This is a genomic window from Acinetobacter sp. YH12219 (assembly GCF_013417875.1).
GTDB lineage: Bacteria > Pseudomonadota > Gammaproteobacteria > Pseudomonadales > Moraxellaceae > Acinetobacter > Acinetobacter amyesii.
Window position 1 is genome coordinate 1 of record NZ_VPDC01000015.1, and the last position, 20,631, is coordinate 20,631.

The 20,631-nt window shown below is 41.5% G+C and carries 25 protein-coding genes and 1 pseudogene; 12 read left to right on the plus strand and 14 right to left on the minus strand.

Annotated features, from left to right (window positions below):
- The 4 genes and pseudogenes from FTV04_RS10850 to FTV04_RS10865 form a co-directional block, all read left to right on the plus strand.
- Positions 1-92: pseudogene (locus tag FTV04_RS10850) on the plus strand (IS5/IS1182 family transposase); the annotation flags it as partial.
- 19 nt (positions 93-111) lie between these two features.
- Entirely contained in the window at positions 112-981 is an 870-nt protein-coding gene (locus FTV04_RS10855; RefSeq protein ID WP_180089535.1) for an AbiH family protein, read from the plus strand.
- Positions 982-1,069: 88 nt separating this feature from the next.
- Positions 1,070-1,927 carry a pirin family protein gene (locus tag FTV04_RS10860; protein WP_180089537.1) on the plus strand — a complete coding sequence of 286 codons (858 nt, stop codon included), beginning with the start codon at positions 1,070-1,072 and terminating at the stop codon, positions 1,925-1,927.
- A 275-nt stretch (positions 1,928-2,202) separates the two neighbouring features.
- Positions 2,203-3,432 (plus strand): MFS transporter, encoded by a 1,230-nt coding sequence (locus FTV04_RS10865; protein ID WP_180089539.1) that lies wholly within the window; start codon positions 2,203-2,205, stop codon positions 3,430-3,432.
- A 79-nt stretch (positions 3,433-3,511) separates the two neighbouring features.
- Here FTV04_RS10865 and FTV04_RS10870 read toward each other — a convergent pair whose 3' ends face one another.
- The 6 genes from FTV04_RS10870 to FTV04_RS10895 form a co-directional block, all read right to left on the minus strand.
- Entirely contained in the window at positions 3,512-3,811 is a 300-nt protein-coding gene (locus FTV04_RS10870) for a DUF3817 domain-containing protein (protein ID WP_078189335.1), read from the minus strand.
- A 142-nt stretch (positions 3,812-3,953) separates the two neighbouring features.
- Entirely contained in the window at positions 3,954-4,520 is a 567-nt protein-coding gene (locus FTV04_RS10875) for a hypothetical protein (protein ID WP_180089541.1), read from the minus strand.
- An 18-nt stretch (positions 4,521-4,538) separates the two neighbouring features.
- Positions 4,539-6,689 (minus strand): YccS family putative transporter, encoded by a 2,151-nt coding sequence (gene yccS / locus FTV04_RS10880; RefSeq protein ID WP_373688130.1) that lies wholly within the window; start codon positions 6,687-6,689, stop codon positions 4,539-4,541.
- A 124-nt stretch (positions 6,690-6,813) separates the two neighbouring features.
- The gene (gene sodC / locus FTV04_RS10885; protein ID WP_180003399.1) at positions 6,814-7,362 is read right to left on the minus strand and encodes a superoxide dismutase family protein; all 549 of its coding nucleotides are present in this window, start codon (positions 7,360-7,362) and stop codon (positions 6,814-6,816) included.
- Positions 7,363-7,478: 116 nt separating this feature from the next.
- Positions 7,479-8,600: an AI-2E family transporter gene (locus FTV04_RS10890; protein WP_180089609.1), complete on the minus strand. Its 1,122-nt coding sequence runs from the start codon at positions 8,598-8,600 to the stop codon at positions 7,479-7,481.
- Between the two features lie 150 nt (positions 8,601-8,750).
- Complete coding sequence (locus FTV04_RS10895; protein WP_078192493.1) at positions 8,751-9,395, minus strand: ParA family protein; 645 nt, start codon at positions 9,393-9,395, stop codon at positions 8,751-8,753.
- Between the two features lie 132 nt (positions 9,396-9,527).
- Here FTV04_RS10895 and FTV04_RS10900 point away from each other — a divergent pair, with 132 nt between their 5' ends.
- Positions 9,528-9,998, plus strand: coding sequence for a Holliday junction resolvase-like protein (locus FTV04_RS10900; RefSeq protein WP_078192492.1), 471 nt, complete (start codon positions 9,528-9,530; stop codon positions 9,996-9,998).
- A 55-nt stretch (positions 9,999-10,053) separates the two neighbouring features.
- Entirely contained in the window at positions 10,054-10,647 is a 594-nt protein-coding gene (locus FTV04_RS10905) for a hypothetical protein (protein WP_180089543.1), read from the plus strand.
- A gap of 47 nt (positions 10,648-10,694) precedes the next feature.
- Here the strand turns inward: FTV04_RS10905 and FTV04_RS10910 are convergent, their stop codons facing one another.
- Positions 10,695-11,321, minus strand: a complete 627-nt coding sequence (locus FTV04_RS10910; protein WP_168378146.1) for a class I SAM-dependent methyltransferase — start codon at positions 11,319-11,321, stop codon at positions 10,695-10,697.
- A gap of 304 nt (positions 11,322-11,625) precedes the next feature.
- On the opposite strand from FTV04_RS10910, the gene FTV04_RS10915 reads away from it, so the two are divergent.
- Together FTV04_RS10915 and FTV04_RS10920 are read left to right on the plus strand one after the other, a co-directional pair.
- Positions 11,626-12,186 carry a hypothetical protein gene (locus tag FTV04_RS10915; protein ID WP_078189325.1) on the plus strand — a complete coding sequence of 187 codons (561 nt, stop codon included), beginning with the start codon at positions 11,626-11,628 and terminating at the stop codon, positions 12,184-12,186.
- 73 nt (positions 12,187-12,259) lie between these two features.
- Positions 12,260-12,685, plus strand: coding sequence for a protease inhibitor I42 family protein (locus tag FTV04_RS10920; RefSeq protein ID WP_257221033.1), 426 nt, complete (start codon positions 12,260-12,262; stop codon positions 12,683-12,685).
- Positions 12,686-12,774: 89 nt separating this feature from the next.
- On the opposite strand, the gene FTV04_RS10925 is transcribed toward FTV04_RS10920, so the two are convergent.
- The gene (locus tag FTV04_RS10925) at positions 12,775-13,107 is read right to left on the minus strand and encodes a HopJ type III effector protein (protein ID WP_078189323.1); all 333 of its coding nucleotides are present in this window, start codon (positions 13,105-13,107) and stop codon (positions 12,775-12,777) included.
- A 168-nt stretch (positions 13,108-13,275) separates the two neighbouring features.
- Between FTV04_RS10925 and crcB the strand changes: the two genes are divergently transcribed.
- A complete protein-coding gene (crcB, locus tag FTV04_RS10930) occupies positions 13,276-13,659 on the plus strand; it encodes a fluoride efflux transporter CrcB (protein ID WP_078189322.1) in 384 nt (127 codons plus the stop codon).
- Between the two features lie 120 nt (positions 13,660-13,779).
- On the opposite strand, the gene FTV04_RS10935 is transcribed toward crcB, so the two are convergent.
- Positions 13,780-14,034, minus strand: a complete 255-nt coding sequence (locus tag FTV04_RS10935; protein WP_078189321.1) for a type B 50S ribosomal protein L31 — start codon at positions 14,032-14,034, stop codon at positions 13,780-13,782.
- A 107-nt stretch (positions 14,035-14,141) separates the two neighbouring features.
- A complete protein-coding gene (locus FTV04_RS10940; protein WP_180055408.1) occupies positions 14,142-15,440 on the minus strand; it encodes an AarF/ABC1/UbiB kinase family protein in 1,299 nt (432 codons plus the stop codon).
- 201 nt (positions 15,441-15,641) lie between these two features.
- On the opposite strand from FTV04_RS10940, the gene FTV04_RS10945 reads away from it, so the two are divergent.
- Positions 15,642-15,854 (plus strand): DUF1737 domain-containing protein, encoded by a 213-nt coding sequence (locus FTV04_RS10945; RefSeq protein ID WP_078189319.1) that lies wholly within the window; start codon positions 15,642-15,644, stop codon positions 15,852-15,854.
- Here FTV04_RS10945 and FTV04_RS10950 read toward each other — a convergent pair.
- From FTV04_RS10950 to FTV04_RS10960, 3 genes are all read right to left on the minus strand, one after another.
- A complete protein-coding gene (locus FTV04_RS10950) occupies positions 15,851-16,282 on the minus strand; it encodes a hypothetical protein (RefSeq protein WP_180049235.1) in 432 nt (143 codons plus the stop codon). The genes FTV04_RS10945 and FTV04_RS10950 overlap by 4 nt on opposite strands.
- Positions 16,283-16,405: 123 nt before the next feature.
- Positions 16,406-17,764, minus strand: coding sequence for an MATE family efflux transporter (locus tag FTV04_RS10955; protein ID WP_306670494.1), 1,359 nt, complete (start codon positions 17,762-17,764; stop codon positions 16,406-16,408).
- Positions 17,765-17,805: 41 nt separating this feature from the next.
- Complete coding sequence (locus FTV04_RS10960) at positions 17,806-18,264, minus strand: DMT family transporter (RefSeq protein WP_180003411.1); 459 nt, start codon at positions 18,262-18,264, stop codon at positions 17,806-17,808.
- 125 nt (positions 18,265-18,389) lie between these two features.
- Between FTV04_RS10960 and hemW the strand changes: the two genes are divergently transcribed.
- Together hemW and FTV04_RS10970 are read left to right on the plus strand one after the other, a co-directional pair.
- Positions 18,390-19,544, plus strand: a complete 1,155-nt coding sequence (hemW, locus tag FTV04_RS10965; RefSeq protein ID WP_180026074.1) for a radical SAM family heme chaperone HemW — start codon at positions 18,390-18,392, stop codon at positions 19,542-19,544.
- A 133-nt stretch (positions 19,545-19,677) separates the two neighbouring features.
- The gene (locus tag FTV04_RS10970; RefSeq protein ID WP_180026073.1) at positions 19,678-20,085 is read left to right on the plus strand and encodes a hypothetical protein; all 408 of its coding nucleotides are present in this window, start codon (positions 19,678-19,680) and stop codon (positions 20,083-20,085) included.
- 42 nt (positions 20,086-20,127) lie between these two features.
- Here FTV04_RS10970 and FTV04_RS10975 read toward each other — a convergent pair whose 3' ends face one another.
- Entirely contained in the window at positions 20,128-20,430 is a 303-nt protein-coding gene (locus FTV04_RS10975; protein ID WP_180026072.1) for a hypothetical protein, read from the minus strand.
- Positions 20,431-20,631 lie beyond the last annotated feature (201 nt).

Consider the following 20,631-nt stretch of genomic DNA (forward strand, 5'->3'; position numbering starts at 1 on the left):
TTAGAGGAATTGCCACAAGATACGATAAGCTAAAACGTAACTATCAAAGCGCTGTTGCTTTAGCTTGTATATTTATATGGTTGCCTCTTTAGCTCAATTTATCGGCTGTAAATGTCAACACACCCTAGTAAAAACCCTAATTATGGACAACATAAAGATTTTTGGACAGATGAAAAATTCGCTAATATTAATAGTAAGTGGTTTGTGTCTGTAGAAAAAAGTGAGTATGGTTTTTCACAAGAAAAATATTTATCTTTTTTGCTGCTTGAATTGGAAAAATTTAGTGATTTATTTAATTCATATTTAGAGTTGATTATTAATAAATTGAACTTAATACAAAAAATTATAATTTCCAATAAAGACTGGGTTCAACCTGATCATATTTATTCTTTTAATTATACGAATACATTTCAGAGAATTCATGAATTAGTTGATATTGAATATCTGCATGGTCGTCATGGTGAGCAACAAAATATTGTTTTAGGTATTTCAGATTTAGAAGATGATACTCTCAAAAAACTAAAAGCTTATGGTTTTACCAAGTATCACCAGAAACTCTTTAAAGATACAGATTATTTATTTCTCGATAGTTATAAAGAAATTATTAAAGAAAGTGCATATGAGTTAAGTGCATATGATTCTAGCCAGTCAGATTCGCCCGTAAAAAAGTCTTCACAACGTAAAGTATGGGAAAAAAGAGGTGTACTTAATCTAAATTTTCTGATTTGGGGGCATTCATTAGATGTGTCTGATAAGGATTACATCATTGATTTATTTAGCTTAAATAACGATATGGATCGAAATGTCCGAGTAACAATTTTCTATTTTGACAAGCCAGCAAAATTTTCATTACTCAATAATCTATTAGCCATTCTAGGTAAAGACAAAGTAGAACAATGGATGAAAAATAAATGGCTAGAGTTTAAGCCTAATCCCGAAGTGAAATTCGAAGTTGACTCAAACTTAGAGGAAGCATCCTAAAACTGCGATACTGAAAACCATTTAGCCTATCGAATCAGCTATCTTTGGTAGGCTAAGATCAAACGATCCTAAATACACTTAAAACAATATGAAAACCCTCGCTTTTATTCACGTCAATGATTCAGGTTTACCCGTTGGTGACTTTGCTCCAGTGACTTCAGTTTTTTCCCATTATGAGTTGGGCAATACCGTTTCGCCGTTTTTATTGCTCGACCATTTAGGGCCTGGAGTGCTAAAACCAACCAAACTGAAAAAAGGCGTGCTGGAACATTCACATCGAGGGTTTGAAACCGTCACATTGGTGTTTAAAGGCGAACTTGAACATCATGATACGACTGGTGGCGGTGGCTTCATTGGAGAGGGCGATGTGCAATGGATGACTGCTGCTTCAGGCATTCAACACGAAGAAGTTTTTAGCCAAGCCTTTGCACAGCAGGGCGGAGCATTTGAAATATTGCAACTTTGGGTCAATCTGCCTGCCAAAAGTAAAATGAATGCCGCACGCTATCAGAGCTTAGCCAAAGCCAGTATTCCAAAGGTCGATTTAGCCCAAGATGCAGGTTATATACGAATCATTGCAGGGCAATATTTAACAGCCCACGGCCCTGCAGAGACACATACACCCATGCAAGTATTTGATGTCTTTGTCAGAGCCAATCAAAGCATCACACTGCCTGCACAGGACGGGGATACCACGCTGGTATATTTACGTTCGGGCAAGCTGAAATTTACTGAAACAGATGAACAGTTAAATGCACAGCATATGGCAGTCATGTCGAGCCAAGGTGAAAATGTCGAATTGACGGCAGTTGAAGATAGCCACATGTTGTATTTATCAGCGCAGCCTTTAAATGAACCCATCTATGGGCGGGGTTATTTTGTGATGAATCATTTTGCAGAAGTCATGCAAGCCTATGAGGACCTAAAACAAGGTCGCTTTATCTAAAAAAGCAGACAATGAAAAATCATAAAAGCGGTAGTTTAAAAAGACCAATACAACGCCAGTAAACACTGTTAAAATAGTCGGACTCAAACCGACAGATCGGTTCGTTGAAGTTCATTTTATCTCTATCTAGCGTCTTGTGAATACGACGCACATATGGCGGATATGCCGCAAATTCATTTTTAAAATTAATATTACAATGCTCGTCATTGGGCTGAAGTGTCTCTCCCTATTTGTCATTTCAAGCTCGACAGCACACATTTGATATGTAGATAACAATGCAAAACGTACAAACCACAAAATTAAGTCGTGCCACCTTAATGTTTCCCTTGGCACTGGTTTTATTTGAATTTTCTGTCTATATCGGAAACGACTTAGTCCAACCCGCCATGCTTGCGATTACCCAAGAGTTTGGCGTGAGTAGTGCATGGGCGCCCTCGTCGATGTCATTTTACTTATTGGGAGGTGCTTGTGTCGCTGCGATATTAGGGCCATTGTCAGACCGATTAGGCCGTAAAAAAGTCCTGTTGGGTGGTGTGGCATTCTTTAGCTTATGCTGTCTAGCGATATTGCTCACGCATAATATCGAAAGCTTTTTAACGTTGCGTTTTTTACAAGGTTTTGGTTTGTCGGTCATTTCTGCCGTGGGCTATGCTGCTGTTCAGGAAACTTTTGAAGAGCGTGATGCCATCAAAGTCATGGCGATCATGGCGAATATTTCACTACTGGCGCCACTGATCGGCCCTGTCCTCGGTGCTTTTATGATTGATCACGTGTCATGGCATTGGGGTTTTATAGGAATCGCATTTCTATCTTTTCTGAGTTGGTTTGGTTTAAAAGCCAAGATGCCGACTCAGCACATCAGCATCCCAAAGCAACCGGTAGGTTATATCATTGATGACTTTAAACAGGTGTTAAAAAACAAACGCTTTTTGGCGCTGACACTGGGTCTACCGATGGTGGCTATGCCACTGATGCTGTGGATTGCGCTATCTCCGGTCATATTGGTGGAGCAACTAGGACTGAGTAGCATGCAATACGGCATGGCACAGTTTCCCGTTTTGGGCGGTCTGATCCTCGGTAATATTGTCCTGATTAAAATCATCGACAAACTGCCTCTAGGTCAGTCTGTGATGATCGGGCTACCGCTGATGTTACTCGGGACGAGCCTCGTGGTGATTGGGACGATGACTGAAAGTTATTTTCTGACATTGCTCATTCTTGGTATGAGTTTGGTCAGTTTTGGTGAAGGGATTAGCTTTTCTGTGCTCTATCGATTTGCCTTAATGTCGTCTGAAATGTCGAAGGGCACAGTGGCTGCGGCAGTGTCTGTGATCATGATGCTGACGTTCTTTGCCGTGATCGAAATCGTGCGCGTGCTGTATGAAAACTTTGGCCTTTGGGCCTATAGTTTGGCAGGATTTACCCTCATTATGTTGTGGTTCAGCCTACCACGCTTGGTGGTGCGAGATATTATACGACAACGTCAATTGTCGGGTGAATTTTAAATTCGAGTTCATGCAATCATAGAAAAAGCCCAATGCTGTGTAGAACAACATTGGGCTTTTTTATTTGTTGTATTCCGTCTTAATTTGATGTTGCAGGTTGTTCTGCATTTTTTAATTTGCGATCGAAAATGAACGGGCCAAAAGGTAAAATCGATGCAATCAAGCCCATTAGAAATACGCTGAGCGACCATTTTTGTTTTTCACAGACCACAAATAGCACCACCAAAAAGGCGATAAACAAGACGCCATGTCCCATACCGACGTATTTGACCAATATTGGATTATCCATCAGGTACTTCATTGGCATAGCAATGAACAACAATAATAAAAAGGAGATGCCTTCGAGTAGGCCCACAAAGCGTAAGGTCTTGATATTCATGCGAAGTCTAAATTCAAAGTGATTTCAGCCTTGAGTGTACCTGAAAGCACAGCAGGAACGAAGCGTTCCTGTTGAAATAATTGATCCGCATATTGAATCTAAGTAAATGTTTTTAAAGTTAATTCTGAGTCATCTGCTCGGATTAATTTTCTAGATCCGCTAAGGCATCCTCAATTGAACCCTGATCAAATTCATAGTTACAGCCGAGTAAAATCATCGGGCTTTTTCCGGGCATTTCAGACAGGCTTAGTTTGTGATTGATGGCATGCAGATCATCCGTTTCAGCTTCCGTGCGTAGGATTTTTTCACCACGGAAAAATGGCATATTGGCAAACATTGGATGCTGCTCAATGCCATACTTTTGGGCAAGTTTTTTCACATCGGCTTGGCGATAGATTGCGAATACTGCATTGGAAGACAGGCCAATTTCTTGGGTCGGCATGCCAAAAAACTCTACAGCCTGCTTATTTTTATAGATATAAATAAACGGTTGATGTGGGTCATCATGGCGTTTCCAACCCAATTGCCCTAGAACCTTTTCATAGTCGAGTAAAGTGTCATGGTAGGTGTCGTAATCGGCCTGACATTCCAGAATACGCTTTAAATCTTGTGCTGTCGGTGCTGCAAAAACAGAAGACGCAGCTAAACATGAGGTCGCCATAATCGTGGTTAAGATGAGGCGTTTAAGACCGAAACTAAGCATTTTCATCAAGAGTCCCAAATGATTTTATTTAATTTCCGCCTGAATTAGCTGTGTTCTGAGCTGAATCAGTTCGGCTAATGTTTCTAATAATAAACTGATCTGCTTGAGCACCAGTTGTAGGTGATTAGACCGCATTTCTTCAGTGCTGAGTGTTTGAATTTCGAAAAGTTTTTGCTGAATTTTCTCAGGGTTGAGCGGTTTTTGCTGAATTAAGACGTCGTCTAAGGTGCTTTGACACCATTGCAGTAGTTCAAGGACTTGTTGGTCTTGTACTTGTTCACGGTGGCTCCCCAGTGCCGAAATATAACTGAGCTGACTATGGCTATAGACCAAATAGCGAAAAGCATGTTGAATCAAAATTTGGTCGGGTTCAGGCTCGGTACTTAAACTTGAAATCATGCTCGACAGTTCAGTTTGAGCATTATGGGCTGAACGACGGGCACGCCGATAATCAATGCTATTGGTTTTCCCATGGAGATATTGCTCAACCACGGCATCAAAATAATGCAGGGTCGCAGCAGAGCTTTTTTGAATGGTCTTGGAAATATTGCGAAAGTCCCAATCTGGCCAGATCACATTCACCGCAAACCATGCAATAAAACAGCCGAGTAGGGTATCAACGATACGCGGTAAAATGACCGCATAACCTGCGCCTTTCAAATTAAAAATCAGCAAGACCATTAAGGTTGCCATGAGGGTCGCCATGGCATATTTTTTGGCACTCAGATAGAAAAAGCACACGCCAAAAATAATCGTCAGTAGCAATTGACCTTCGACACTCGGCACAAAATACAAAATAGGAATGCCAAGTAAGACCCCTAATATGGTTCCCAATGTCCGCATTTTTAAACGACTTTTGGTCGCAAAATAACGCATCTGACAGACAAATAAACTGGTCAATAATATCCAGTAGCCATTTTTAGCAAAGGGCAATAGCGAAATGGCATAGCCCATCGCAAAGACAAAAGCGATGCGAACGGCATGGCGAAATAAGGCAGATTCGGGACTCAAATGCTGTTTCAGTTTGAGCCATAAATCATGCCACCCATGAATATCGTCATCAAGTAAATTGAGGTTATCAATATGCTGCTGATAGGCCTGTTGCTGTGAATGATCTAAATCCTGAACATGCGAAAAGCGTTCTTGTACACTGTCCAAATTACTCAAGATCAGCTGTAGGTTTTTTACTTCTATATTTTGCGGATTGTTGGTCATCCACTCCTGCAAAGAGGCATGCAAATGTGCCAGTGCTTGCGCAGTAATGGGATCAGGCTGATAGGGCTGCCGATGCAATATACAGTAGGCCAACTGTTGGCAAGCCTGCGCCTGTAATCGAATATTTTTTTGAAAACGGAAAATTAAATCGGTACGGCTAAAATTTTGATGAATTTGTTCATAGTGTAAATAATTCGCATTGGCCTGTTCGTGAATATCTTGTGCCAAGAAATATAAATTCAGCCAGTAGATGGTGTTTTTATTGGCTCTTGAGGCTTTTAAACGGGTGAGTAAAGAAGCTTTGGTGGTGTTTAAACTCGGGATGACATCACTGTTTTTGAGTGATAATTCATACAGTAAATGTTCCACATTGTTGACATTATCTGGGTCAAATAAGCGTGCTTTTGCATTCAGTACTTCGGCGATTTGTAAAAAACAACGCGAGAGATTGTCCTGTACGGGTAGGGTGGGTTTAATCAGGTAAAAAAGAATTGAGGTGAAGCCATACCATATTGCCCCTAGAACAAAGCAACTGGGTTGAAAATACCAGGTGTCATATTCGCCCAAGCCGAACATGGTGTAGATCGATAGTAAAATCGTGCCAAAAGAAATCGTGGCATAGCGTTGCCCCAAAGCTCCTAATAAAATAAATCCTGCACTGGACAGTGAAAGATACAAGATAAACAGCAGCTTATAGGGATAGAGAAAATCTAAAATACTACTGACACTAAAGAAGAGTACGCAGACATAGAGCAAATTACGCAGTCGGATGCTGAGTCGGTCATCAAAGTCCGTGAGCGCGGTAGCAATCGCACCTAAGGTGACGGGCACAATAAAACTATGAAAACCGAGAAAATATAATCCGAGCGTGGTGCCACTCAAAACAATACAAATTTGCAGGCAATACATAATGATTGCACTGGATTGAAACTGTTGAAACCAAGAGAGTCGCGTGTTCACAGAGTTATGAAGTATTCGAATGATTTTGTAAATTAGACTGAGCTTTTTTCTGTGAACTGTCAATTTTTATTCAATAGAAAAGCGGACTTAAAGTCCGCTTGTTCAAATCTATATGCAAGGTCGATTATTGAATCACACCACAGGCAATACGGTCACCGCCACCGCCTAGAGGTTTAGGGTCGTCAGAGTAATTATCACCACCGGCATGGACCATGATGGCTAAGCCTTGTACATCCGCTAATTTCAAACGCGGTGCAATTAAATTCACTTTTGCTGTGCCATCCGTTTGAACTTGAAGGATCGGTAAGTCACCCATGTGACCGGTTAACGGTGTACCGTGGTGAGGTGCCGCTTTAGGGTTAAAGTGACCACCCGCAGCGAGTGCAGCACCCACTTTTCCATCTTTTTCAGCTGGGGCACAAGAGCCTTTTTCATGAATATGGAAACCGTGTGGACCCGGAGGAAGCTGGGTTAAATTGGTATGAATAACCAAGCCAGCAGGGCTATCAACCAAGTTAATTTGACCGATGCTTTGACCAATACCTTGAGCAGTCACGGCATTGACCGTCACGGTTTTTGCATTCAGACCTGTTGAAGTCGAGGTACTCGCACAGCCTGTAAACATCAGGGCACTGACCGCAGCAAGCGCGCCGAATTTAAATAGTGAAGACATGTTTGGCATCCTGTCTGTTTTTATGGAATTTCAACCATTGAAACAGATGCGGATACAGGATGACAGATAATTTAAGTATTTGATTGTAATATTTGTTTAATGAATTCAAGCCTGAATTAAGGTTGTTCAGGCTTATCATCCATATTGTCTAAGTTATGTGCCAATGTTGCTTTGGGCATCATGACGGGTTCAATTTGGGTTTCATGTAACCATTCACGCCAAATCGCCAAGAGTACCGCCAAGATCACTGGCCCGATAAATAAACCGACAAGACCGAAACTGGCGATCCCACCCAAAACACCAAACATGATTAATAAGAATGGAATCTGCGTTGCCCCTGAAATCACTAAAGGGCGAATCACGTTATCGGCCGTACTCACCACACAAACACCCCAAGCCATGACGCCAATGGCTTCGATGGTTTGACCTTGTGAAAATAACCACAACGACACAGCGGTATATGAAATCGGTGGACCAAACGGAATCAGTGCCAACATGAAGGTAATGATGGTTAATAACATTGGGTTAGGCACATCGGCGACAAAATAGCTGAGACCGGCAAGTAAAGCTTGGGCAATGGCGGTGAGACCGATGCCATACACGACGGCACGTGTAGTATCCGAAATAGTGGCAAGATAATGATGAATACGTGGCCCAATGACCATTTCGAGGGCTTTACTGACCTGACTTAAAATGGTTTGACCATCACGATAGAAGAAAAATAAAGACATCACGGCAAAACACAGCTTAAAGATATTTTTACTGACTTCGCCGACCAGAACTTTACCGTAGTTCAAATGCCCCTGAATCCAAATTTGTACCGATTGAATAATACTGTTTGGATCATTGTTCAGTTCATGCAGGGTACGACTGACTTCTTTACCAATAAACGGCAGTTGGCGAATAAAATCAGGCACATTGACATGACCAGAGAAAACTTGCTTTTGTAATTCAAAATACAAGTTACGGCCTTCATGTTGTAACAAGAAGATTGCAAAAATCACCGGCAGACCTACCACGAGCACCACCAATAAGATCATCAGCGCCGCACTTAGATTTGCACGATTGCCACAAAAACGATGTACTGATTGATACAGCGGCCATGTCATATAAGCAATAATCGCAGCCCAAACGACGGGCACAATAAAGTATTTGAGTACGCTAAAGCTCAAAAAAATCAGGATAAAAAATAATCCGAACAATAAGACTTTTTGTAATGTAGGTGCGAACGTTGGCAATGCGTGCTCTGATTTTTTCATCATGTTGTGTTCAATCTTAACCGAAAAAAAAGCTCCCGAAAACGAGAGCTTGTTAACTTATGGTGAATATCTTTCAGGCTAGATCCTTGCAAGATTGGCCTTTATATCAGCGAAATGTGGAATGATGGGTTAAAACCACTCGGCTTCGTCTTCAATAATGGCATTGAGCACAGGTTGCCATTGTTGTTGCATACCGAGGTACAATTTTTGCGTTTTGTCAAAAACTGAAAGACCTTGCATGGCAAGTTGACCATAAGCGGTACGTTCAGAAATCCAAGCAACGGGCTGTTGTTCAACTTTATTGAAAAAATCTTGAATTTCTTTGGAATGAGCAGAATTGGGTTTAACACGATTGGCCAGTAATAAGATTTGGACTTTACCTTTACGAATCCGTTTAATTTCTTGCAAATGCTTTAAAAAACGACGGGTCGAGTCGATGTCAAAGAAAGATGGTTGTAGCGGGGTAATGATGGCATGGGCTTCACTGACCAACTGATCTGCATGTTCACCCGATAACGCACCCGGTGCATCGATAATTAGATATTCAATCCCTTTTGGTACATCACCAATCGACTTTTCATGACGCCAATCTAGGCTCTGAATCGGGGCGGCAGTCTCTGGGCGCTGTTTGAGCCATTGACGTGCAGACTTTTGATTGTCAGCATCTGCCAAGGCCACTTTATAACCTTTTTGCGCAAGTGCAGAGGCTAAACTGATTGCTGTGATGGTTTTGCCACAACCACCTTTTTGATTGGCAATTAATATCGTTTTCATCGACCTAAATAGATTTTATTCTGCTCATCCCTAGCATATCATTGTTTAATGCGGGGAATATGACAAAGAACCAAAGTCTAAGTTTTTTCTATACGTTTCGCTGTAATATCTTAAAAAGATTAGGAATTTTAAATGTCTGTCTGGATGGCCATGCTCATTGGCGCGTGTATTGGGATTGTACTGACCACCTTAATTTTAAGTGGCAGTCGCAATGGAAGGATTAAGGCAGAATACGAGCAATATATTGCAGAACTAGAATTGGAACATCAGCAGGCCTTGGCCCATGCACAAAAACGCAGTGTAAATACCAGTCGTGCTGTTTTAAAAGGCAAAATGGCCGAACAAATGGCGCCGATCATGCCTGAATTTCAGTATTTACCTAGCGATGCAAAGTTTCTCGGTGACCCGATCGATTATGTGGTTTTTGATGGCTATACCGACTTTCGTGATGGCGATGGCCTCGCTGAAGACATCGAAGTGGTGCTGATTGATATTAAAAGTGGTGGCGCACGTTTGACCAAAGGGCAACAAGCGATTGCTCAAGCCATTGCCGAAGGGCGAGTGCGTTTTGAAACCATCCGAATTGATTTTGAGCATATTTAAGCTCGCGTGATTCAGGCTCAGAACCGTCGAAAAGTAATAAGGACAGAATATTCACATGGAAAAACTCTTAGCGACTGCAGCCGTTTTTGCGCTCATGCTGTGGATATGGTCTGAATATTTTCGTGCCATTCCACATTTAGAGCAGACAGGTGTGCTGAAAAATTTTCAGGTCACAGCGACTCAGGCATTTTCCGGTGAATATTTGCTGTTGGATAAACGCTACTACAGTGCGAGTAGTCGTACATTACATCCGGCAGCACCGACCGTGGTGGGTGGCTTTCAAGACTTGGCCTATGTCAGCAATATTGATCTGCTACTGAGTTCAGGCGCAAATGATATCCAATCTTTAAAATACCATCTTGAATGGTCTCCGCAGAACCGCTGTTTTAGTGTGCAAGCGAAAGACGCGCCCTCGACACAAATTGAACAGCTCAAGTCCGAATTGCAAAATGTTAGTGTGATTGCTCAATCCGAAGATGTCGCAAATCGTATTCGGCGTTTAAAATCAGGTGATCGCGTGGAGATTTTGGGTGAATGGGTGGATGTGCATTCCATCAAAACAGGGAAGTCGTATAACACCTATAATGTGTTGAATAAAAAGCCCTGTCATATCCTAAAAATTAATGCCATTCGACTAATCAAAGACTAGGTACTTTTATCTAGATTTGATTTTGCTTAAACATGGCCTTGGACGCTTTAACTCAACTTCCGTGCGCGGGCGAGCAACATGCGCTGACCAATTTTTGGAATGCCTTCTGCATCAAAATACTGCGTTTCAAAACATTCAAACTGGGCATCTTCAAGCAACTTTTGCATATGACGATCCAGATGACAGCCATCCGCGACTTTCTTTTGAATGGGCGTCAGTAGGTGTTGTAACTGCTTAATTTTCCGATTTTCATTGTGTTGTACATGCTCAACCAAATGAAATGTCCCTGTTGGTTTAAGGACACGGTAGATTTCTTCAAGCGCAGTTTCAATATCGGCAATGCTGCATAAGGTCCATGTACTCACGACATGATCTAGACTTTCATCTGCAAAGGGTAATTTTTCAGCACCGGCTAAAATATGCTGTACCTCAAAGGGCGCAGCATGTACACGTTCAGCAGCTAAATGAAAAATATCGGGATTGGGCTCAAGGGCAAAAACCGTATCGACATTTTGATAAAAGGCTAAATTCAAACCTGTACCAAAGCCAATTTCGAGTACCTCACCAGACACGGCTAACAGGAGTTCGCGTCGTTTATCCATCAGGCTCGGCACTTGCATGACTTGATTTAAAAGATGCGGAAAAATGTGTTGTTGATAAAATTTATAAATCATAGCGAGTATTGTTGTTGGCTTTTTTTAAAGTGTAATTCATGTCTTTTTAATTTTAAATCATGTGGTAGGGCATGGATATGGGCCAATTGACTGAATAACAGCATTTTGTTACCAAGTTCATAAGGTTTATGCAGACTGTGTGCGTAATATAGAGTTACAACTAGTGAAAACGACATTCATCATGCTCAACCTACGGGATTTTAAGCTCATGTTCAGGTTGGGGCATTATGTATAGATGAAGTCGGCTCAATTGCAGAATTAAAATTGAGTAATGTGAAGTATTACAGGGTAAGAGGATAACGCGATGATCAAGCGAATTGCATTAAGTACTGTGCTTGCAGGCTTTTTATTGAATGTCGGTGTCCAAGCGTCTTCAGATTATAATATTGCCAAAGGCTTAGCACCTGCTGCCAAAGGCCAGTCGATTTCCACCTTGAAAGAATTTAAAGGTGATTTCCGAATTTTAGGTTCAAAAACCTACCAAACAGATGAACAAGCAAAATTTTCTCCGATCGATTATGCGGTCAGTTGGGGCTTATTTGCAGAGCCAGAAATTGCTCGTACGATTTCAGTCAATCAATATGACCGTTTCTTAAATTGGAAAATGGATCGTGTTCCTGTACCGCAAAAGCAAGCCATGATGATGGTGTCGAATATGCACATCATTCCTGCAAACCCGCAAATTGCGAAACAAATTACTCAAGTGAAACGTGGAGATCTTGTGCGTTTAAAAGGGGATTTGGTTGAGGTGAAAGACAAAGATTTGGTTTGGACTTCATCTTTGACCCCAACAGATACGGGTGATGGGGCTTGTGAAGTTTTTCGTGTCAGTTCGATTCAGTGGATTGAAAAAGTCAAAGGCTAAATTTCGATTGCATCGAGATCGTATTTGAAATCGGTGTGCATTAGATTCAAGGTAAAATAATTTGATGATGAAAATGACGATAAAGAAAAAGTTTATTTTGAGTCTAATGATGGCGAGTAGTTTGGCGCTTGGTGGATGTACCAGTATGAGTTCAACTGTAGATGGGAAAACCCATGTATTTACTGAACAGCAAAGTTGTCCGACCTTGCTTGAGATGGATCGTGGACAGACTTTGGAAGTGCTGTTAAACGAAAATCCAAGTACTGGGTATGTATGGTCTTTGGCTGAGCAACCGAAACTTTTTAAAGTTGAAGAAGTGTTTCAGTCAGCTCAACAACAAGATGCTGCGGATACGACACCAGTACTAGGCGGAGGCGGTCAAAAAACTTATCGTTTTACCGCAACGACTGCGGGTGAAGAATTACTACATTTGAAGCATGCACGAGCTTGGGAAAAAACCGCGATGGCTGAATGGACTTGCAGAGTTCGAGTGTCCTGATGTGAACAGATGATGAACGATAAAAAAAGCCAGTATTTGTACTGGCTTTTTTATTGCAGACGAACTGATTTAGAACGTCTACCTAGGCATTATTTCGCGCTGAGCGCTTGACCGTCAAATTGAATACCTTCCCAACCATTTTGCATAAATTGGCGAATGTTTTGGTGGTCAGTTGCGTCTGGTGTTGCCAATACAGCAGCATAATGTTCAGCAAAAAGACTTAAGGTTTCAGCTTGGTTTAGACCATTCAATTGGGCAAAAGAAAATACTTTGGCACTGCCTTGGTTTTCAGTTGCTGCATTGGCTTGTTTGCCATTGGTAAAAGCGGTTGCTGTGTGGTTATAACGCGCTTCAATAAATGCAATCACATCTGAAAATTTCGCAGTCCCTGCTTGAAGTTGATCTAATAATTCCTGAGCCATAATGTCCTCTTTCAATAAAAAATACCGCAAAGTGTTGCAGACTATAGCAAGCTTTGGCCCAAACATTTAACACTATTTGCGTAAATTAAATGCGTGTATATTGAAGGGCGACCTTAGGCAGTCTGTTGCCTAAATTGTAGATACCAATGATGTTGAAGTAGGACAACTATGAACTGGCTTTTGGTCGCATGTGGCGGCGCAATTGGGGCAACACTTCGCTATGCAGCAGGACTGTTATTGGCCAAGCCAACAGTACTCTTTCCGTGGGCAACATGGTGGGTGAATATTTTAGGTTGCTTTTGTGCAGGTGTGTTCTTTGCATTTAGCCAAAAATATCCCGTTCTACAAAATGAAGCACGCTTATTGCTTATGGTCGGAATCTTAGGTGGCTTTACCACATTTTCCAGTTTCGGCTTAGAAACCTTTCAACTGCTCAGACAAGGGCAAAGTGGGCTGGCATTTAGTTATGCCATTTCCAGTGTGGTGATTGGTGTCATCGTATTGGGGCTGGGATATTACTTATTTCAGTCGATTTTAAAAATAGATGTTTAAAACAACGCTTGAAAACCTCAAAATTTCAGACATAAAAAAAGAAGTTCAGGCTGGAGGAGGGGAACCCTGAACTTCTTCAATGCTTTAATTTTAAAAGCAAAAACTTAATCGAAACTGAACTTATTGTGAGCGTTTGAAACGCGCAAAGCGTTTATTAAAGTTCGCAATACGTCCTTCATTATTTACTTGGCGTTGTTCACCTGTATAAAAAGGATGTGATGCACTTGAAATATCGAGTGTCACATAGGGATAAGTTTTGCCTTCAAACTCTTTGGTTTGATTGGTGCTTAAAGTACTGCCAATGACAAAAAAGGCATTGGCATTGGTGTCATGAAAGAGCACTTCACGGTATTCGGGATGGATGTTGGCACGCATTCTTCTGTTCCTTAAACTTATTGATTAAAGAAATGTTATAACATAACAATACAAAATGCAAATATTGCCCGAAATTCATCGGGCAATCATCAGCGCTTTACGCTCCCTTAAGCGCTAGGTGGGACCAACTCATCAAAGAGATCATTGAGATTGTCATTCACTTTCAAATGAATCAAATTCCAATAATGCCCTGAAACAGTCCGGTTCACCATCAAGGTATCCGGTGACGGTTTAAACACATCCCAGTATTTAAGAGAAGGTTTAATTAATTCTACCCCGTCATGGTGCGCTGAGTTTTCAGCAAAGTCGTATTGTGTGGTCAGTGGACGCATCAGTACTTCAAGCCATTGTTCATACAACTCCGCAGGGAATTTACCGAGTTCATTGAGGGAATGTAGGGCATCGAGTTGCTGTTCCATCAGCGGAATATCGTGCTTGCGTGCAGCATTGATCAATTGCTTAAAGTGCGACACGATTTCAGGAGACAAGGTTTTCACACCGCCGTAGTCATATACGATGACTGAACCATCTTCACGAAAGGCGAAGTTGCCCGGATGTGGGTCACAGTGGAAACGTTTAAGGAAGAAAATTTCACGGCCAATGGCACGGAATAACCGTCTTCCCAAGGCATTTCGTGTTTCTTGTGACCATGTGCTGGCAGTTTCTATACTGTCGCCAAGCTCTAGACTTAGAGTCAAAATATGACGTGAAGAATAATCCTTATAGACCTGTGGAATAATGATTTTGTCATCCAGCGCACTATGAAACGCACGGGCCACATCTAAGTTTTGTGCTTCAATTTCATAGTTCAGTTCGTTGTCCAAACTGTCCTGAATTTCACGAAATAGCTTGTCTTGTAACTTCCGATCAATTTTCAATACGCCCATCAGACGAAGTGCAAGCCGAACTTGTTTTAAGTCACTGTCACAGGCTTCTTCGACACCCGGATATTGGACTTTCACTACAACCTGCTGACCATTAGGTAACACGGCTTTATGCACCTGCCCAATGGATGCAGCGGCAAAAGGTTGTTCTTCAAAACTTTTAAAAATTTGCGCGAGGGGTTTGCCGAGTTCTTGTTCTACTTGGGCCTTAATTTCAGCAAAAGGCATGGCTGGCGCTTGGCGTTGTAATTTACTAATGGCTTTTGCGACTTCAGGTGGAAAAATGTCTTTGTACTGCGAGGCAATTTGTCCGACTTTCATCACCGCACCTTTCATTTCACCCAAAGTGTCTGCAATTTGCAGACCGATGTCCTGAAAAAGTTTACTGCGAGATGCATTTTTCTGTTCTTCATCGGCAGTGATATTGCGGATGGAATTGGAAACGGTTTTAGTAGCAATGCTTGCCGTCATACTGGCAAGTTTCATAAAGCGACGACCCGGTGTGCTAGCCGTTTTTGCCATGTGATGTTCCTCAAGATCATCATTTATTATCTATTACCGATCATAGGCGACAAAACACAAACTGCCTACTTTAAATTGTTAAGACTTTATTTCCATTGATAAAACGATGGGCAAAAATGTAAATACTGAAAATAATTCAGGCAAATTTAAGCCACGCGCTGAATGGTTTAAAATATCGCGTCGCTAGAAGAGAACTGAACGATGAAAGTGTATCGCTATTTAACCGGTAAAGATGATGTCAATTTCTGTGCCCGTGTGACCAAAGCTTTAAATGAAGGCTATGAATTGTATGGCTCACCGACCATGAGTTTTAATGGGACAGATGTGATTGTTGGGCAGGCGATCGTGAAAGACGTAGAGGACGACAGCCAAGTGCCACAAGGTTTAAAAAATGCCATCGAGGCGCTTAATTAGTTGGTTTTTGCTGCTTCGCTCGATTCAGTTTTTTCCAGTTCTAAATGTGGACTGAGATATTTACTGCATTGGTTATGGTGTAAATTTTCATTCAAGGTGATGAGGTTTTGCGTCACGATAAAATCCTGATCATCCGCAGAGGTAAACTTTTGATTGGCCTTGATGAAGTCCTGATAGGTATACGCCATACCAGACTGCTGACAACTTAATTTTAAACGTGCGGTATATGAGTCCGCCTGTTGTTCATGATAAAAGCGAAAGGCTGTCCAAAGTGCTTGATTGATGTAATCAAATTCGGGTTGTGATTGGACTTTAATGGGTGCGTGATATAAAGGAAATTCATGTCGGTTGATCGTTTGTTCAGCTTGTAGTGACATGGAAAAGCCTAAGCTCAGACAGAGACTGATCGAGCGAAATACATGGGACATGTTTATTTTCCTCTTCTTCATGCTTTTTATTTATGGCATTGCTATGCAGGGTGTTAATTTGCATTAATCTTCTGCATAGCGTAGCCGTATTTTTAAGTAACTTTTTAGATGATTTTTAAGGGCTTATCCCGCTTGAGCTAAACGTTTATTCATCATAAATAAACGTGTAAGTAGCAGTATACAGGCGACAGTCAGACCCACAATTAGGCCAATCCAAACGCCTGCAGCACCAGTCGTGGTGAAGCGTGCAAGATAGATCCCGACAGGGAAGGCAATGATCCAATACGCGATCATGGTGATCCACATTGGTCCTTTGGTGTCTTGCATACCGCGTAAGCACCCTGCGGCACTGACTTGCCATGCGTCCATCAACTGATAGGCAATCGCGAACAACACCAAGTACACCGCAAGCTGAGTCACATCATAGTCATTGGTATACAGTGACACAATTTCATTACGTAAAAGCCAAAGCAGCAACATGGTAATCAGGGCAAATACCGTCCCTGTCAACATACCGACTTTCTGGACTTTTCGCATAGCCAGCCAGTTCTTTTCCCCATAATAAGTACCGACCCGAATGGTCAGCGCAATCGCTAGTGACATTGGAATCATAAACAATTGCGAGGTAATCGAAATGGCGACTTGATGCGCTGCAATGGTGACTTCGCCCAAGGGACTCAACACAATAGCGGCTGTACTAAAAATACTGACTTCAAAGAAAATGGCTAAGCCAATAGGAAAGCCGAGTTTTAAAATACGTTTGATCCATTCACTGTTCATTTTTTCAAAAGCAGCGAAAGGTTGGGTTTTTTGATAGGCCGATCCTTTGAAAACGTACATCGCCAAAGCAAAGAACATTAACCATTGCAAAATCGCGGTGGCAAAACCACATCCTGCTGAACCCAGTTCAGGGACTGGGCCTAAACCATACATAAAAATAAAGTTCAGTGGAATTAACACCAATAAGGCCAGCAGACTCAGCACAGTGACTGGACGTGGATGCCCCAATGCTTCTGAGTAACCACGTAAAGCTGCGTACATGGTGACAGCAGGCATACCTAAACTAATGGCGTGTAAGAATAAGCTCGCCTTCGGAAGTAATACTTCAGGGACACCCAATAACGGTAAAAGCAGCGGCATAGCTTGTAAGACTAATGCGGCAATGATCCCTAAAAATAATGCGACCCACAAAGACTGACGGGCGATGGTGGCAATTTTTTCAGGCGTGCGAGCACCATTGGCTTCTGCCACTAATGGGGTGGTTGCAATCATAATGCCGCTGAACAGCAGCATGACCGGTATCCATAAACCGACCCCGACCGCAATGGCTGCAAGGTCATTGGCGGACATGTGTCCAGCCATGATGGTATCAATGAGACCAAATCCCGCTTGCGCAAACTGCGTGATCAATATCGGGATCATTAAATGAAACAGTTGTTTTAATTCATACTTGCTGCTTGTTACAGCCGTGACAGTAGACACAGAATGTACTCATTTCTTGTGAGGTGCTTAGGAATGAGGTCTTAGCGTTGGAAAGTGAGAAGCACACCAATAAAAATCACCACGCCACCCAATAAGCGTTGCCAGTTAATCGGGGTTTTTTCAGTGCCGAGCAAGCCAAAATGGTCAAATACCATCGACATTAAGATCTGTCCAAAAATAATCAGACCGGAGAGGGATAAAAAACCCAGTTTCGGTGCGGTATAAATACTGATACTGATGGCATAAACACCCAAACATCCCCCCAGCCATAAATACCAAGGGATTTGAGCAAAACTTGCAAAGTCCGGTTTTTCGGCCGATTGAAAAAACACCATAAAGGCGAGGACTATTGTACCAACCAAAAAAGAAAAAAGGGCAGCTTGCAGCGGTGAATATAAATATTCACGCAATTGGCTGTTGATCGCTGTTTGAATGGTCATAGCGATACCAACACCCATCGCGAGCGGCAGTAAGTACAATAAATGGCTGCTTATTTTCATCTTCTAATCATCTAATTCTTCTTTAATTTTATTAGTCTACTGTATTGTGGATGAGTTTTCATAAGCGCTCTGATGCAGTCATGTTAAAATGCGCTTACTTCTTTTGTTCCTTTTGAGCATTTTCCTTGGCTGAATTAAATCCTGCAGTTGTTCCGTTATCTTTATACATTCACATGCCGTGGTGTGTGCGCAAATGTCCATACTGTGACTTTAATTCGCATGCGGTGCCGAATGGTGAATTGTCTTTGGACTTAGAACAAGAATATTTACAGGCGTTGGTTGAAGACTTTAAAACCCAAGTCGATTTTGCTCAGGGTCGCCTGATCCATAGTGTATTTATTGGTGGTGGGACACCATCTTTGATTTCTGCCCAAGGCTATCAATGGTTATTTGCTCAGCTCAAAGCGTTGCTACCGTTTGAAGCAGGTTGTGAAATCACCTTGGAAGCCAATCCCGGTACGGTTGAGCACGATCCTTTTTCCGGTTATTTAGATGCAGGGATCAATCGTCTATCTATCGGTGTGCAAAGTTTTAATACCGACCAGCTGAAAAAGCTGGGGAGGATTCATTCGAATGATGATGCGATTTCTGCCATTCAGCATGCAAAAGAGGTGGGTTTTGAACGAGTAAATGTCGACTTGATGCATGGCCTGCCTGAACAAACCATTGAGCAAGCGCTTTTGGATTTAAAACTTGCTGTGGAAAATGGGGCAACCCATGTGTCGTGGTATCAATTGACCATTGAACCCAATACAGTTTTTTTCCGCACAAAACCAATTTTACCTGTCGATGATGTGCTTGAAGATATTCAAGAACAGGGCGAAGCCTATTTAACAGCGCAAGGCTTTATCAATTATGAAGTATCGGCATGGCGTAAAGAAAAGCCGTCGGCACATAATTTAAATTATTGGCAGTTTGGCGATTATTTGGCGATTGGCGCAGGCGCACATGGTAAAGTGACCATGCCAGACGGGGTGTATCGTTTCCAAAAAACCCGATTGCCGAAAGACTATTTAGCCAAAGTACCTGCTGAACATCTTCAGTTTAAGCGCATCGAAGCAGCCGATATGCCTTTTGAATTTATGATGAATGCACTTCGTTTAAATCATGGGGTGGAAGCCAAGCTATATAGTGAGCGTACAGGGGAAAGTTTAGAGCCAATTGCCGAGTTATTGAACTCATTACGTGAACGTAAATTGATGGTCAGTGATCCAACACTTTTGTCTTGTACCGAGCAGGGACATATCTTTTTAAATTCAGTATTGGAAGAATTCCTGTAATGAAAGCTATGTCAAACTTGTTTTAAAATTTGAGCGACAAGTAATTTTTCATATTTCGAATGTAATTTGCAGAATGTGTATGAAATTATTCAGTTGATAATTGAATTTACATGGCATAAAGGAACTTCAGAAAATGAAATATATTTTAACTACGACGTTATTAACTATAGCTTTGGTGGGTTGCACCGATAAAAAAGCACCATCAGAACAAAATGTTGCAACAGAGGCAACGATCGCAACTACACAAACAAACGATGTTGCAGTAGCTCAAGATGAGCAAGTGATTCACTTTACAGGGCCACAAGATCTAAGCCTTGAGTTAAAAACCAAAGATAATTTTGAAACCGCACAATTGACTGATAATTCTGATCGTGTGTATGAATTGAAACGAGCAGTTTCAGGAAGTGGTGTACGACTTGCCAACGACCAAGGTGTTTCAATTCACTTTAAGAACTTTAATGGTGTGAATGAAGGGACAGTTGAGTTGGTAAAAGATAAACCCATAGAGATTAAAGAATTTATTGCTGATAAAGCAAAGTAAATATTAAAAAAGACCGCATGAGCGGTCTTTTTTGAATTCAGCTTAACGATGTTTCGGTGGCATAGGCGGTAACTTATGATGCGGAACAGGCTTGGGTTGACTAGCTTTAAAAGCTACTGCTTTATGATTTTGTTTGGCAAATTTTGCATGAACTTTTTGATGCTCTTTTTTCACCATGTGGGGCCCAGCAGATTTGTGATGTATTGCTTTAGGCGGTACAGGTTTTTTATCAAAGTGTGGAGCAGGTGGTGGATTTTTATGATCGAATGCAGGCGCTGCCATTGCAGACATTGTCGCAGTTGTTGCAATCAGACCAATCATTAATGAAGACATCAATTTTTTCATGGTTACGCTCTTTATGAATCAATGAAGTCATCATAGGGGGAGGCTATGGAGAAGATATGAAGTTGTATGAGATACAAATGTAAAGCTAAAATTATGGAGTTAAATTTACTTTAAGTATTTAATATTTATTAAATACAATTATGTTTTGGTGATAAAGTGTTCTATTTTTTTGAAAAATACAACAATATTTCTCCATATAAA